Below are 15546 nucleotides of genomic sequence, written 5' to 3' on the forward strand. Positions count from 1 at the left end.
CTCCTGCTGGCCAAAAGGCAGAGGATTATAACGCGCTGCTATCGAGCCTCAAGCCACGCATCCTCAAAATCCTTGTTTGCTTCACGATCAACGCTGGCTTTTTTCCACTCGCGCCAATCGTTTGGCAATATCATCCAACTGCTTGAAGCGCACCGCGTTCTTGCGCCATTGAGTGTTGCTCATGGCGCCCGTGCCGGAGGAGTAGACACCTGGCTCATGAATCGAATTGGTCACCAGACTCATACCCGTCACCTGCACCCCATCGCACAAGGTCAAGTGGCCCGACAAGCCAACGCCGCCGCCCAGCATGCAGTGCTTGCCCACTTTGGTGGAACCCGCAATGCCCACACAGCCCGCCAGGGCGCTGTGGTCGCCAATCGTGACGTTATGGGCAATCTGCACCTGGCTGTCGATCTTGACGTCATTACCGATGACCGTATCGCCCAGTGCGCCACGGTCGATACTCGAACAGCTGCCGACTTCCACGTCATCGCCGAGGATGACACCGCCCAACTGGGCGATCTTGTGCCAGCCTGCGCCATCGTGGGCAAACCCGAAGCCATCGCCACCGATCACACAGCCACTTTGCAGAATGACCCGCTTACCGATGATGACGCCATGACACACCGTCACGTTGGCATGCAGCCGGGTCTCGTCACCCAGACGGCTGTCGGCCCCCACCACGCTGCCTGCCCCGACGATCACCCGATCCCCCAGCACGGCCCCCGATTCGATCACCGCATTGGCCTGAATCGAGACGCCCTCGCCCAGCGTGACGCCTTCCGCCACCACGGCGCTGGGATGAATGCCCGGCACATCGCGGGCCGCCAAAGGGTCAAACAGCTGCGATAGCTTGGCGTAGCCAAGGTAGGGGTTGCTCATTTCCAACCGTGGCACCGGGCAATTCTTGCCGTGCTCCGGGTGCAGTAGAACGGCGGCAGCACGCGTCGTGGCCAGATCCTTGAGATACGCGCGATTGGCAAGAAACGCTACCTGATCGGGCGTGGCTTCCTTGAGGGTGGCCAGGCCACGGATTGGCTGGTCGGCGTCGCCCTCAAAAGCAACGTCCAGATGACGAGCGATATCAGCCAGGGTGAGGTGTTGAGAAGCGTGCATCATGGGAGCCCAGGAAAGCAGCGGTGCGGCCAACGAGCGCCGCACCCACGGTCATGAATTAGTTCAGCGAATCAAAAATCTGTGTGACCTCGTTGGTCACATTGGGAAGGTCCGTCGAGGAGTGCAGCACTCCCTGAGGCTCTACCAATACGTCGATGTTATGACGCTCCAGCACCTGCTCCACGGCCCGCTCGAGCTTGGACTCGGCGCTTTCCAGGAACTGCTGTTCGGAGGTTTGCTGCGCCTGCATCACTTCACGACGAAGCTGCTCGAAACGGCTGCCCTTCTCCTGCAACTCGGCAATCAACCCGTCGCGCTCGGATTGCGACATGGTCTCGCCCTGCTGCTGCAAGCGAGTTTGCAGCTGCTGCAGCTCATTACCCAGCGACTGCGCTTCACGCTGCTGGCCACCAATCTGGCTTTCGAGCTGGCTCAGCGATGATTGTGCCGACTGGGTGTTCATCAGCGCTGCGCGCCAATCCAGCACGGCCACTTCAGCCGCGTAGGCGGGTAGCGTCATGGCTCCGAAAAGGCACACAGCGGCGGTCAGTTTACGCATTATCATGACACTCCTTGAATTAGAACGTTTGGCCAAGCGAGAACTGGAAGAACTGCGTGTCATCGCCACTCTCATCGTTTAACGGCTCTGCAATGCTGAAGGTCAAGGGACCCACGGGCGTCAGCCAGGAGAGACCAATACCCACACTGTAGCGTAAATCGCCCAGATCAACGCCAGAACTGCACTGCTGGCGGCCAGCATCCTCTTCCAGCACGTCGTAGCAGGAGCTCAGGAAGGTATTACCCGCATCCAGGAACAGCGAAGGCTGAACCGAGCGCTGGTTCTCGACGAACGGCATCGGGAAGAGGACTTCGGCACTGCCTTGCACCAGCACGTTCCCCCCAAGGGTACGATCCCGGCCACCCTCGCGGGCGGGCGTGGTCCGCTGCCCCAGGGTGTTGGACGTGAAACCACGCACCGAACCCAGGCCCCCTGCATAGAAGTTCTCATAGAAGGGGTAAGGATCGTTGCTGGCCAGGGTATCGGCATAGCCCAGGTTACCGCTGAACTTCAACGCCCAGGTCTGATCGTCGTTGATCGGGAAGAGCTGTTGGGCACGGGCCTGAACCTTGTAGTACTCCGCATCGCTGCCCGGCACCCCGGTTTCCAGCGAGAGACGCTGATAGTTACCCGCCGTCGGCATGATACCGCGGTTCAGGTTGTTGCGGGTCCAGCTGGCGGTCAGCTTCAGGCTCTGGGCATTGTCACCTTCGTCTTCCACGTAACGGCGAATTTCAGAAGCCGTGTCGAAGTAGGTCTTGACGGTGACGTCTTCGATGCTCGCCCCGAAGTTGAGCCGCGACAGCTCACTGACAGGGTAACCGAAGTTGATGCCCGCGCCGTAGGCGTCGGTGGAGAACGTAGAGATATCGGAGTCGGCAAAATCCGTCTCGCGATAGAAAACGTTATAACCTCGGGAGATACCGTCCAGGGTCCAGTAGGGGTCGGTAAAGGCAAAGTTCACGCTCGTGAAGGTGTCGCTGCGCTGTGCGCCGACGTTGACTCGGTTACCGGTGCCCAGGAAGTTGTTCTGGGCCAGGCCAACGCCGTAGATCACCCCGGCACTTTGCGAGAAACCGACACTGGCCGAGATGGAGCCGGAAGGCTGCTCTTCCACGTTGTAGGTGACATCCAGCAGGTCGGGCTGCCCCGGCACGGGCTGAGTGTCGACTTCCACTTGGCTGAAGAAGCCAAGCCGCTCCAGGCGCTGACGCGACTGGGTAATGGATTCCGTGGAGGCAGGTGCCCCCTCCAGCTGAATCATTTCACGGCGCAACACCTCGTCCTGAGTCGTGGTGTTACCAAAGAATTCGATACGACGCACGTATGTCCGCTGGCCCGGATCAACAGCGATCACCAGGTCGACGGTCTCACCGTCGTCGGCCATTTCAGGGATACCGCGCACTTCGGCAAACGCGAAGCCTTCGGCCCCCAGGCGCTGACGCAACGCTTCCGTGGACGCGTTCACGTCGCCACGGGAGAAAATCTCGCCACTGTTGATCTGCAGTAGGTTGCGCGCTTCGCTTTCGCTGATTTGCAGGTCGCCCGCGAAACGAATGTTACCAACCCGGTACTGGGTGCCTTCATCGATGTTCAACGTCACGAAGATCTCGGACTTTTCAGGCCCAATCGAGACTTGCGTGGAGGTCACATCGAAGTTGACATAGCCGCGATCCAGATAAAAAGAGCGCAGACGCTCGATGTCCCCAGAGAGCGCTTCCCGGGAGTACTCGTCCCGCGAGAACCAGCCAAAGAAACGTCCGGGACGGTCGTTCAGTTCGAAGACACCACGCAGCGTGTCGTCATCGAAATCACGGTTGCCCACGATATTGATCTGGCGAATCCTGGCCACTTCACCTTCGTTGATGTCGATGTTGACCTGAACCCGGCCTTCGTCGATTTCATCCACGCCGACATTGATGCTGGCGCTGTAGCGCCCCTGCGACTGATAAACCCCTTCCAGCTCACGCTCGATATCGTCGAGCGTGGAGAGCTGCAGCACTTGCCCTTCAGACAGGCCAGACTGACGCAGACCGTTACGCAGGTCGTCATCGGAAATCTGCCGATTGCCGGTAATGTTCAGACGCGCAATGGTGGGCCTTTCGACGACCTGAATGACCAGAACATCGCCTTCCCGGGCCAGCGAGACGTCTTCGAACAGGCCAGTGGCAAACAGGTCACGTGCGGCAGCGGCCAGCTGCTGCTCACTGACGCGGTCGTTGGCACTGACAGGAAACGCATTAAAGACCGAGGCGGCGGATACCCGCTGTAGTCCTTCCACACGAATGTCCGAAACATCAAAGGATTGTGCCTGGGCGCCGCTGGCGCCTGCCAGCAAGAGTGCCGCCATTCCAAGGGTCTTGATTTTCATGCAGTCAGTTCGCTCGCGTTGGTCTGCCTGTCGTTAAGACAGGCACCATATACATTTGTGCAGGCAGATGACAAGCCATCCGCGCGCTACACGCGTTATTACCACAGGCGCATCAAGTCGAAATAGAGCGCCATCAGCATCAGGGTGCCTACCATGGCCAGCCCAATGCGGAGGCCTATTGCCTGTGTCTGCTCAGATACTGGTCGCCCGCGCAGCACCTCGACGAAATAGTAAAGCAAATGACCACCGTCGAGCACGGGGATAGGCAGCAAATTTAGCACACCCAGGCTGATCGACAGATAGGCCAGAAAGCTAACGAAGGCTTCGGTACCTGCACGCGCTGAATCCCCGGAGATTTGCGCGATGGTAATGGGCCCCGACAGGTTGGAGGGCGAAATCAGCCCCACCAGCATTTTGCGAATGGCATCGACGGTGAGCAGCACCATATCACCGGTGCGTGACAGCGCCTGGCCCAGCGCCTCGATGGGCCCATAGCGAATATCGCGCAGCAGTTCGTCAGGCCAGTTGACCGGCTCGGCACCTGCTCCAATGTACCCAACCTCGACGCCACTCTCCAGCGTATTGCGCCCCGGCGTCATGGTCAGCGTACCGGCTTCGCCGTTGCGCTGGTAACCCACGCTGAGGGTCTGGCCTGCACTGTCACGAATGACTTCAACGAACTGCATCCAGTCGCGAACCGGCTCACCGTTCAGCGTGGTAATCCGGTCGCCTGCCTGAAGGCCAGCCTCGGCCGCTGCCTGGCCTTCCAACACCTGGCCCAGCACGGCAGGAACGTCGGGGCGCCAAGGCACAAAGCCCAGCGTTTCCAGCGGCTGCGGCGGGTCCTGGCGGACCATGTAGCGGCTGATCGGCAGCTGATATACCCGCGAAGCACTGCTGCCTTCCGGGCGCGCTTCGATGGCCAGCTCACCGTTGAAGCCGATCATCGATACCAGCTTCAAATTGATCTCTTCCCAGGAGCGCATGGCATCGCCTTGGATGGCGGTGATTTCACTGCCCTGGGGCAAGCCCGCTTCGGCCGCCGGGGAGTTGGGCGTGACCGGCCCGACAATCGGCGCCACCGTAGTGGTACCGGCCACGAACAGTGCCCAATAGGCCACGATGGCCAGCAGGAAGTTGGCGATGGGGCCCGCCGCCACGATGGCGATACGCTGCCAGACAGTCTTGCGATTGAACGCCTGGTCCAGCTGCTCTTCGGGGACTGGCGCCTCGCGCTCGTCGAGCATTTTCACGTAGCCACCCAAAGGAATGGCGGCCACCGCAAATTCGGTCCCGTGGCGGTCCACCGTCGACCACAGCGGCTTGCCGAAACCGACCGAGAACCTCAGCACTTTCACACCGCACCGGCGCGCCACCCAAAAGTGGCCAAACTCGTGAAACGTGACCAGCAGGCCCAACACCACGATAACCGCTAGAATATTCTGTATCAGGCCCACGCCGTGCTCCTTTACATGACTCGCCGTTAGAGCGGAGAGGGCTCAGCCCTGCGCTGGCGTACGATGACGTCTGCCTGCTCACGCGCCCAGCGATCCGCATTCAATACTTGCTCAAGGGTCGCGGCAGCGCCTTGATAAGGCTGTGCCATGACCGCCGCCACCACCTCGGCAATCTCGCTAAAGCCGATGGTTTCCGACAGGAAGGCGTCCACCGCGACTTCATTGGCCGCATTGAGAATGGCCGGCGCCGCGCCACCCTTCTGGATCGCCTCCCGCGCTAATCTCAGGCAGGGAAACAGCGCCTCGTCCGGCGCCTCGAACTCCAGTCGCGCTACCTGAAACAGGTCCAGCGCTTCGACCCCAGCATCGATGCGCTCCGGCCAGGCCAGGCCGTAGGCAATCGGGGTGCGCATATCAGGGTTGCCCAGCTGCGCAATGACCGAGCCATCGTCGTAGGCTGCCATCGAATGAATGACGCTTTGGGGGTGCACGACCACCTGCACCTGCTCGGGCGTGGCATCGAACAGCCAGCAGGCCTCGATCAGCTCCAGGCCTTTGTTCATTAGCGTGGCGCTATCCACGGAGATTTTGCGCCCCATGGACCAGTTGGGGTGAGCACAGGCCTGCTCGGGGGTGACCCTGGCGATGTCGGCCGCCGCCCAGCCACGGAACGGACCGCCCGACGCGGTCAACAGCAGTTGACGCACGCCATGTCTGGCCAGCCCCCCACGATGCTCGCTGGGTAGACACTGGTAGATGGCATTATGTTCAGAATCGATCGGCAGCAGGATGGCACCAGAGCGCTCGACTGCCTCCATGAACAGCGCGCCGCTCATGACCAGCGCCTCTTTATTGGCCAACAGCACGCGCTTGCCTGCCTCTGCCGCCGCCAGCGCTGGTAGAAGGCCAGCGGCCCCGACGATGGCGGCCATGACGGTATCGACCTCTGCTGCGCTAGCCACGTCGCATAGCGACTCAGGGCCGGAGAGCACTCGGGTATCGATACCCGATTTTCCAAGCGCCTGCTGTAGCCACTGGGCATCGTTCGCGTCATCCAGCACCGCAAACCGAGGGCGGTGTACCTGACACTGCGCCAGCAAGGCTTCTTTTGAGGTATGGGCCGTCAGCGCATAAACACGGTAGCGGTCAGGGTGACGGGCGATCACATCCAGGGTACTGGTGCCAATCGAGCCCGTGGCCCCGAGCACCGTCACTTGCTGAACAGGCGCGGTGCTCATAGCGCGCTCACCTGAGCCTGCAGCACCAGCAGATAGCACAAGGCGAAAGTCGGAATGGCGGCCGTCAGACTATCGATACGATCCAGCACGCCCCCATGGCCGGGCAGCAGCTGGCTGGAGTCCTTGATATCACGGTAACGCTTGAGCATGCTTTCCAGCAGGTCGCCCAGCACCGAGATCAGCGTGACGACAGCCGTGATCAACAGCAGTGCGATGCCTCCAGCAACCCCCAGGGGCTGCCACAGCGCGAACAGCAGCGCCAGCAGGCACGTGGCGGCAAGACCGCCCAGCACGCCTTCCCAGGACTTACCGGGGCTGACCCGCGGGGCCAGCTTGCGCTTGCCCCAGCGGCGACCGGCAAAATACGCCCCGATGTCGGCACTCCACACCAGCAGCAGCACGAACAGCAGCCACACGGCGCCGCTATCACGCAGGACGTTGAACCCCACCCAGCAAGGCAGCAGCACCCAGACGCCCATCAACAGCCGCCGAGTGGTGCTCTGCCACTGCTGGCCCGCCGCCGGGTATTGGGTTACCCAGTACAGGTTCAGCAGCCAACCGGCAGCAGCCAGCCATAGCGGCCACACCGAATAGGCCGCCCCGCTAAACCACAGCAGCGCCATGAGCACCGCCATCCCGACGACGCCACCAAGCCGCTGGCTCGGTTGCGTCACGCCTGCGAGGTTGGTCCACTCCCAGGCACCCAGAAGCACTACGACGGCGGTAAACAGCGCAAACGCGCCGCCCTGTAATCCAAACAACCCGGCCAGCACCAGGGGTGCCAGCCAGGCAGCGGTGATGATTCGCTGTTTAAGCACCTTGCGCCTCTATTTGTTCGTCGGTCATGCCAAAGCGGCGGCGTCTCATACAGAAATCGTCCACCGCCTCGTCGAAAGCCGCGCCGTTGAAATCGGGCCACAGCAAGGGAGAGAAATGCAGCTCTGCGTAGGCCAGTTGCCACAGCATGAAATTGGACAAGCGCTGCTCGCCACTGGTACGGATGCACAGATCCACCGGCGGCACCTGCGCCACTCCCATGGCGGCGTCCATCTGCGCCTCGTCAATGGCCTCGGGACTCAGCTCGCCTGCGGCCACCTGTTCGGCCAACTGCCGTGCAGCCCGGGCGATGTCCCACTGGCCACCGTAGTTGGCGGCGATCACCAGGTGCATGCCCGTATTGTCGGCGGTCAGCGCCTGAGCACGCTGAATGTGTTTCTGAATGGCGTGGGAAAAACCACGCTGCTCACCAATGATGGAGAGCCGTATATTGCGCTCGTGAAGCTTCTTGACCTCACGCTTCAAGGCCATCAGGAAAAGCTCCATCAGCGCGTTGACCTCGGCCGCAGGGCGCTTCCAGTTCTCACTGGAAAACGCAAACAGGCTGAGGGTGTCGACGCCCCGCTCGGCGGCGCGCTCGATGACCGCACGCACGGCCTCGACGCCTGCACGGTGGCCTCGCGCACCTGACAGCCCACGCGCCCGAGCCCAGCGATTGTTACCATCCATGATGATCGCAACATGGGACGGCAGCCCCCCCTCGGATCGAGAAGGCTCCGTGCCGCCCGGCTGCAGTGAGGGAAGCTGGGGGGAGGTCATGGGGTCTCGCACCAAAGATCAATCATATTAAAGCCAAGCGATGGCCCACGGGCAGCCAGGCTGCCCGTGGTGAAGTGAACGCAGTCTGCGATGTCGACGACATCGTTATACCTGCATGAGATCCTGCTCTTTTGCTGCCAACGCCTTGTCGATCTCGGCGATGTACTTGTCGGTCAGCTTCTGGATCTCGTCTTCGCCCTGGCGCTGATCATCTTCGGTGATCGCTTTCTCTTTCAGCAGCGACTTGAAGTCACCGTTGGCGTCACGACGCACGTTACGCACCGCCACGCGGGCGGTTTCGGCCTCGCCACGCGCCTGCTTGATGTAGCCTTTGCGCGTTTCTTCGGTGAGCATCGGCATAGGCACGCGAATCACGTTACCGGCACTGGAGGGGTTGAGGCCCAAATCAGAGGTCATGATCGCCTTTTCGATCTTCGGCACCATGCCCTGCTCCCAGGGGGCAACGGCCAGGGTGCGCGCGTCTTCGACGCTGACCGAAGCCACCTGATTCAGCGGCACCTGGCCACCGTAGTACTCGACGGTCACGGCATCCAGGATGCTGGGATGCGCACGCCCGGTGCGAATCTTGTTAAAGTTGACGTGCAGCGCCTCGACGCTCTTCTTCATGCGAGATTCTGCATCTTTCTTGATGTCGTTGATCACGTTGTTACCCTCTGTCTATCAGCGTGCCTTCCTTGCCCCCTACTACCAGATTCAGCAGGGCACCAGGCTTGTTCATATCGAATACCCGCACCGGCATATCATGGTCACGTACCAGGCAGATAGCGGTCAAATCCATGACGCCCAGCTTCTGCTCCAGAGCATCGTCGTAGGAGAGCTGGTCGTATTTTACGGCGTCGGGGTACTTCACCGGGTCCTTATTGTACACGCCGTCCACCTTGGTGGCTTTGATGACGACGTCCACGTCCACTTCGATACCGCGCAAGCAGGCGGCCGAGTCCGTGGTGAAGAAAGGGTTACCGGTGCCTGCAGAGAACAGCACCACGTCGCCGGAGGTCAGATAGCGAATGGCGGTGCGGCGGTCATAATGTTCCACCACGCCGCTCATGGGAATCGCCGACATCACCCGTGAACGAATATTGGAGCGCTCCAGCGCATCGCGCATGGCTAGCGCATTCATCACGGTGGCCAGCATTCCCATGTGGTCACCCGTCACTCGGTCCATGCCCGCTTCGTTCAACGCAGCGCCACGGAACAAGTTACCCCCTCCAATCACGATACCTACCTGCACACCGATCCCGACCAGCTGGCCGATCTCCAGTGCCATTCGGTCCAGTACTTTGGGGTCGATACCAAAATCATGCTCTCCCATCAGCGCTTCGCCCGACAGCTTCAGCAAAATACGCTTGTATTTCGATTTCGACTTGTCGATTTTCGTGGCAGCGGGGGCAGACTCTTGAATCTCACGTGACATGGCATCTCTCCTGAGGCAGACCTGGACACAGGTGGGCGAGACAGCACCTGTATTTCACAGGGGCCGGATACACGAAGGCGTGCGCTCGCGCGCACGCCATCATCTTACAGAAACCTCTGACCTTAGCGACGGCCAGCCTGTTCCATAACTTCTTTGGCAAAGTCGACTTCTTCTTTCTCGATGCCTTCACCCACTTCAAAGCGAATGAAGCTGACCACTTCGCCACCGGCTGCCTTGACGAACTCGGCAACGGACTGGTTCGGGTCCTTGACGAACGGCTGCTCGGTCAGGCTGTTCTCGGCCAGATACTTCTTCAGGCGGCCTTCGACCATCTTCTCGGCGATCTGCTCGGGCTTGCCCGCCATGTCCGGCTGCGCCAGGATGATGGCTTTTTCCTTGTCCAGCTCTTCCTGGGGCATGTCGGCCGGGTGGGCCACTGCCGGGTTGATGGCAGCCACGTGCATGGCAACGTCCTTGGCAACCTCGGCATTACCGCCTTTCAGCACGGTCAGTACGCCAATGCGGCCACCGTGAACGTACTCGCCAACCAGACCAGCGTCTACAGCGTTGACGACGACGGCACGACGCACGCCGATGTTCTCGCCGATTTTCTGAACCAGCTGCTCACGCGCAGACTCCAGATCACCCGCCATGACGGCCGCCACGTCTTCGCTCTTGGCAGCGAAGAAGGCATCCGCAATCTTGCCGGTGAAGGCAATGAAGTTATCGTCGCGGGCAACGAAATCGGTTTCAGAGTTGATTTCGACCATGACGCCGTAGCTGCCGTCTTCAGCGACACGCGTTACCACGGCGCCTTCTGCAGCGGTACGACCCGCTTTCTTAGCGGCTTTTAGGCCAGAGCTTTTACGCAGGTTTTCGATCGCCACGTCAATGTCGCCGCCGGCTTCGGTGAGTGCTTTTTTGCACTCCATCATGCCAAGACCGGTACGTTCGCGCAGTTCCTTAACCTGAGAGGCGCTGATAGCTGCCATGAGATTTCACCTCGGAAATGGTTCTAACTGAGAGTTAAACGCGCTACAGAGTATACCCACGATAGATGACCGTTGCGTATCACAGTGCAGAGCGCTTGCCGGCACCTGGTGTCCGGCGTGATCGGCCCGTTTGGGAGCACCCAAAGCGGGAAAAAGGGGGCATAAGGCCCCCTCTTGACGATGCGGCTCAACTGCCCGCCGCACCCACTGCCAGCGTTACTCGGCAGCAGCGTCAGCGTCGGCAGAAGCGGCTTCTTCCGTCACTTCGACAAACTCTTCGGGACGACCTTCTTTCGCACGGGTGCACGCGTCGGCAATCGCCTTCACGTAGATCTGGATCGCGCGGATGGAGTCATCGTTACCCGGGATCACGTAATCAACGCCATCCGGGTTAGAGTTGGTATCTACCACGCCAATGACCGGGATACCCAGCTTGTTGGCTTCGTTGATCGCGATGCGCTCGTGGTCAACGTCGATCACGAACAGTGCGTCCGGCAGGCCGCCCATGTTCTTGATACCACCAATAGAACGCTCGAGCTTCTCTTGCTCACGCGTGGCCATCAAGACTTCTTTCTTGGTCAGCTTTTCGAACGTGCCGTCTTCGCGCATGACTTCGAGGTCACGCAGACGCTTGATGGACTGACGAATGGTCTTGAAGTTGGTCAGCATGCCGCCCAACCAGCGATGGTTGACGAACGGCTGGCCAACACGGTTGGCTTCTTCCTTGATGATCTTGCTCGCGCTGCGCTTGGTACCAACAAACAGGATCTTGTTGTTGGAAGACGCCATCTTCTCGATCACGTCGATCGCTTCGTTCAGCGCCGGCAGAGTGTGCTCAAGGTTGATGATGTGAATCTTGTTGCGCGCGCCGAAGATGTATTTGCCCATCTTCGGATTCCAGTACTTGGTCTGGTGACCGAAGTGAGCGCCTGCCTTCAGCAGGTCACGCATATTGACGTGAGACATGGTAAAACTCCTGAAACTCGGGTTAGGCCTCCACGCACCCCATGGATCCGACCAGTAGCACCGCCAGGCGTTGCTAAAGGCACCCGGGACCATGTGCCGGTGCATGTGTGTTTTCAAGGCTTGCTATCTTGCAACCCAGCCATGCTGAGTTGCGCTCTTGTTGCCCTTGCCTGCCGCCTGCGCCAGCAAAAGAAGCTGCGGATGGCGATTGCAGGAAAGCGCGCGGCTTTATACCATAGATCATTGCCAAGATGAAGTCGCCGCTGCGTTTACCCGCCGAAAATGCTACTCATCACCTACTCTGAAGCCACATCGAGAATTCATGAACGTTCCTATCAAGACGCCTTCTGAAATCGAGAAAATGCGCGAAGCCGGACGCCAGGCCGCCAGCGTCATCGAAATGATCACGCCGCACATCCAGGCAGGCATCAGCACCGGCGAGATCGACCGCCTGTGCCACGAGTACATCGTCAACGAACTGGGCTCGGTCCCGGCACCGCTGAACTATCACGGTTTCCCCAAGGCCACCTGCACCTCGATCAACCACGTGGTATGCCACGGCATCCCGGATGACGCCAAAAAGCTGAAAAGCGGCGACATCATGAACCTGGACATTACCGTGCGCACCCCCGACGGGTACCACGGCGATTCCAGCGTGATGTTCGTGATCGGCGAGACCATCCAGGGCGAGCGGCTGTGCCGCATCACCCAGGAGTGCCTGTACAAGAGCATTGCCCTGGTCAAACCCGGCGTGCGTCTTTCCGAGCTGGCCCGCGTGATTCAGCAGCATGCCGAAGCCCATGGCTACTCGGTGGTGCGTGACTTCTGCGGCCACGGCATCGGTGCCGACTTCCACGAAGACCCTCAGTTCCTGCACTACGATGGCTACGCCCCGGATGCCGACATTCGCCTCGACGCGGGCATGTGCTTCACCATCGAGCCGATGATCAACGTGGGCGGCTACAAGACCAAAGTGCTGCGCGACGGCTGGACCGCGGTGACCAAGGACCGCAGCCTGTCGGCACAGTGGGAGCACACGCTACTGGTCACCAAGACCGGCGTGGAAGTGCTCACCGCACGCAGCAACGAAGACCTCGGCTTTTTGAACGCCTGATGCTACTACACCACTACCGGTTCGAGCCGGACACGTCGCTTTTCGACCTGGACCTGTTTCGCACCGAACTGTCCGGGGCGCGCTCACCTATCGCCCCGTTCAAGGCGGCGCTCAAGGAGATTCAGGCGCGCCTCGACGAACAGTTTCGCGCGGGTGCGGACATACGTGATCTGGTACGCGGCCGCGCGTGGTATCTCGACCAGCTGCTGGCAATTGCCTGGCAGCGCCACGCCTGGCCCGACGACGGCATTGCGCTGGTGGCGGTGGGCGGCTACGGGCGCGGGGAACTGCACCCCCACTCGGACATCGACCTGCTGCTGCTGCTCGAACACGATGACGACACCCCCTACCGGGAGCCGCTGAGCGCCTTCGTGACGTTCCTGTGGGACATTGGCCTGGAGATCGGCCATAGCGTGCGCTCGCTCAACGACTGCGAGCGGGAATCCGAAGCCGATGTGACGGTCATCACCAATCTTCTGGAGTCGCGATTGATCGCGGGCCCCGAGACCCTGCGCGAACAGATGCGTGAGCGCCTGAGCGCGCCCCACGTATGGCCCGCCAACCGCTTTTTCGAGGCCAAGTGGCAGGAGCAGATCTCCCGCCACTACCGCTACAACAACTCCGAGTACCACCTGGAGCCCAATCTGAAAAGCTCGCCCGGCGGCCTGCGGGACATTCAGATGATCGGCTGGGTCGCCAAGCGGCACTTCGGCACCGAGCAGTATACCGACATCGTCGCCAACGGGTTCATGAACGACGCCGAGCTGCGCATCCTCAGCCAAGGGCAGTCGTTTCTGTGGCAGGTTCGCTACGCCCTGCACATGCTCACCGGGCGCGCCGAAGACCGCCTGCTGTTCGACCACCAGCGCACCATCGCCGAGATGTTCGGCTTCAAGGACACGCCCGAGCGGCTGGCCGTCGAACAGTTCATGAAGCGCTACTACCGCCATGTGACGGCGCTGGCAGGCCTCAACGACATGCTCCTGCAGCACTTCGATGAAGTGATCCTGCGCGGCAAGGAGTCGCTGGAAACCGTCAAGCTCAACGACCGTTTCGAGATCAAGGGGGGCTACATTCAGGCCCGCTCGCGCAGCCTGTTTCGCGAACGCCCGGCCGCCATGCTGGAGCTGTTTCTGCTGATGGCCAAGCACCCGGAAATCGAAGGCGTGCGCGCCGACACCATTCGTTTGATCCGTGACCACCGCCACCAGATCGATGACCACTACCGGGAAGACCCGCGCCACCAGCGGCTCTTCATGGCGCTCATGCGGGCGCCGGGCAACGTGCCTCGTCAGCTCCGGCGCATGAACCGTTACGGCATTCTGGGCAAGTACCTGCCGGAGTTCGGCCGAGCGGTCGGGCTGATGCAGCACGACCTGTTTCATATCTATACCGTGGACGCCCACACCCTGCGCCTGCTGAAATTTCTGCACGGCTTCCGCAAGCCCGAGGCAAAGGACGACTTCCCGGTGGCCGCCAACCTGATCCACCAGCTACCCAAGCTGGACCTGCTGTGGATCGCTGGCCTGTTCCACGACATCGGCAAAGGGCGCGGCGGAGACCACTCGGAAATCGGCGCCCGTGACGTGGCGCAGTTCTGCCGTCGTCATCACGTCTCCCAGCACGATACGAACCTGGTCAGCTGGCTGGTCGAGCATCACCTGCTGATGTCGATGACCGCCCAGAAGCGCGACATCAGCGACCCGGACGTGATCCGCGACTTTGCGCTAGTCGTGCGCGACGAAACCCGCCTGGACTACCTCTACGTGCTCACCGTGGCCGACATCAATGCCACCAACCCCACGCTATGGAACGGCTGGCGGGCCTCGCTGCTGCGCCAGCTGCATGCAGAGACCAAGCGCGCCCTGCGCCGAGGGCTGAAAAACCCGCCGGACAGAGACGACTGGGTGAGAGAAACACGCACCGAGGCCCGCTCACTGCTGCAGACCGTTGGAGTGGATAGCCAGCAAATCGATCGGCTATGGGAGTCCCTCGGGGAGGACTACTTCCTGCAGTACGCCCCCAGCGAGATCGTGTGGCAGACCCAGGGTATTCTGGCCCATCAGCCCTCTCCCCTGCCGCTGGTGCTGATCAGTGCCCCCACCGCCGACATGGCCGAAGGCGGCACCAAGGTGTTCATCCACACCCGCTCCGTGGATGATCTGTTTGCCGCCACGGCCGCGGCCATGGAGCAGTTGGGGCTGTCCATCCACGATGCGCGGATCGCCACGTCTCATAACGACTGGACGCTGAATACCTTCATCGTGCTGGATAGCCATAGCCAGCCAATCCGTGACCCACAGCGCATCGAAGAGATGCGCAGCCACCTGGTGGAAGAGCTGGACGACCCGGACGACTACCCCGAGATCGTCACCCGGCACACCCCGCGCCAGCTGAAGCACTTCAAGGTGCCCACGGAAGTCGTCATCGAGCAGGACCCGGCCAATGAGCGCACGCTGCTGGAGCTGACCGCCCCTGACCGCCCCGGCCTGCTGGCCCGAGTGGGGCGTATCTTCATGGAGCAGGATATCGCCCTGTCGGCCGCCAAGATCGCCACCCTGGGTGAGCGCGTCGAGGACGTCTTTTTCATCACCACCAAGGCCGGTGAACCGCTCACCGACCCCGCCCGTCAACAGCAGCTTCGTGAGCGGCTGATCGACGTGTTGAGCGTCTAGCCCAAGTGCCTGGCCGAGCAGCCCCTG

The 15546-nt window shown here is 61.0% G+C and carries 13 protein-coding genes; 2 read left to right on the forward strand and 11 right to left on the reverse strand.

Annotated features, from left to right (window positions below; genetic code table 11):
• Positions 1–87 precede the first annotated feature (87 nt).
• From lpxD to rpsB, 11 genes are all read right to left on the reverse strand, one after another.
• Positions 88–1119, reverse strand: a complete 1032-nt coding sequence (lpxD, locus tag HSS18214_RS0109365) for a UDP-3-O-(3-hydroxymyristoyl)glucosamine N-acyltransferase (RefSeq protein WP_026001845.1) — start codon at positions 1117–1119, stop codon at positions 88–90.
• A gap of 55 nt (positions 1120–1174) precedes the next feature.
• Positions 1175–1675 carry an OmpH/Skp family outer membrane protein gene (locus HSS18214_RS0109370; protein WP_016915040.1) on the reverse strand — a complete coding sequence of 167 codons (501 nt, stop codon included), beginning with the start codon at positions 1673–1675 and terminating at the stop codon, positions 1175–1177.
• Positions 1676–1694: 19 nt separating this feature from the next.
• Positions 1695–4046 carry an outer membrane protein assembly factor BamA gene (bamA, locus tag HSS18214_RS0109375; RefSeq protein WP_371827794.1) on the reverse strand — a complete coding sequence of 784 codons (2352 nt, stop codon included), beginning with the start codon at positions 4044–4046 and terminating at the stop codon, positions 1695–1697.
• 98 nt (positions 4047–4144) lie between these two features.
• The gene (rseP, locus tag HSS18214_RS0109380) at positions 4145–5503 is read right to left on the reverse strand and encodes an RIP metalloprotease RseP (RefSeq protein WP_016915042.1); all 1359 of its coding nucleotides are present in this window, start codon (positions 5501–5503) and stop codon (positions 4145–4147) included.
• A gap of 26 nt (positions 5504–5529) precedes the next feature.
• A complete protein-coding gene (gene ispC, locus HSS18214_RS0109385) occupies positions 5530–6741 on the reverse strand; it encodes a 1-deoxy-D-xylulose-5-phosphate reductoisomerase (protein ID WP_016915043.1) in 1212 nt (403 codons plus the stop codon).
• Complete coding sequence (locus HSS18214_RS0109390; protein ID WP_016915044.1) at positions 6738–7559, reverse strand: phosphatidate cytidylyltransferase; 822 nt, start codon at positions 7557–7559, stop codon at positions 6738–6740. The genes ispC and HSS18214_RS0109390 overlap by 4 nt, the downstream gene beginning before the upstream one ends.
• On the reverse strand, positions 7552–8337 hold the full coding sequence (gene uppS / locus HSS18214_RS0109395; protein ID WP_016915045.1) for a polyprenyl diphosphate synthase: 786 nt from the start codon (positions 8335–8337) through the stop codon (positions 7552–7554). The genes HSS18214_RS0109390 and uppS overlap by 8 nt, the downstream gene beginning before the upstream one ends.
• Positions 8338–8442: 105 nt before the next feature.
• Complete coding sequence (gene frr, locus HSS18214_RS0109400) at positions 8443–9000, reverse strand: ribosome recycling factor (RefSeq protein ID WP_016915046.1); 558 nt, start codon at positions 8998–9000, stop codon at positions 8443–8445.
• Between the two features lie 4 nt (positions 9001–9004).
• Positions 9005–9772: a UMP kinase gene (gene pyrH / locus HSS18214_RS0109405; RefSeq protein ID WP_016915047.1), complete on the reverse strand. Its 768-nt coding sequence runs from the start codon at positions 9770–9772 to the stop codon at positions 9005–9007.
• 122 nt (positions 9773–9894) lie between these two features.
• A complete protein-coding gene (tsf, locus tag HSS18214_RS0109410) occupies positions 9895–10764 on the reverse strand; it encodes a translation elongation factor Ts (RefSeq protein ID WP_016915048.1) in 870 nt (289 codons plus the stop codon).
• 216 nt (positions 10765–10980) lie between these two features.
• Complete coding sequence (gene rpsB, locus HSS18214_RS0109415; RefSeq protein WP_016915049.1) at positions 10981–11730, reverse strand: 30S ribosomal protein S2; 750 nt, start codon at positions 11728–11730, stop codon at positions 10981–10983.
• A 322-nt stretch (positions 11731–12052) separates the two neighbouring features.
• Between rpsB and map the strand changes: the two genes are divergently transcribed.
• The gene (gene map / locus HSS18214_RS0109420) at positions 12053–12844 is read left to right on the forward strand and encodes a type I methionyl aminopeptidase (RefSeq protein ID WP_016915050.1); all 792 of its coding nucleotides are present in this window, start codon (positions 12053–12055) and stop codon (positions 12842–12844) included.
• A complete protein-coding gene (locus HSS18214_RS0109425) occupies positions 12844–15519 on the forward strand; it encodes a [protein-PII] uridylyltransferase (protein ID WP_016915051.1) in 2676 nt (891 codons plus the stop codon). The genes map and HSS18214_RS0109425 overlap by 1 nt, the downstream gene beginning before the upstream one ends.
• Positions 15520–15546: the final 27 nt, after the last annotated feature.

Origin of the sequence: Vreelandella stevensii S18214 (assembly GCF_000275725.1) — a bacterium.
Classification (GTDB): Bacteria; Pseudomonadota; Gammaproteobacteria; order Pseudomonadales; family Halomonadaceae; genus Vreelandella; species Vreelandella stevensii.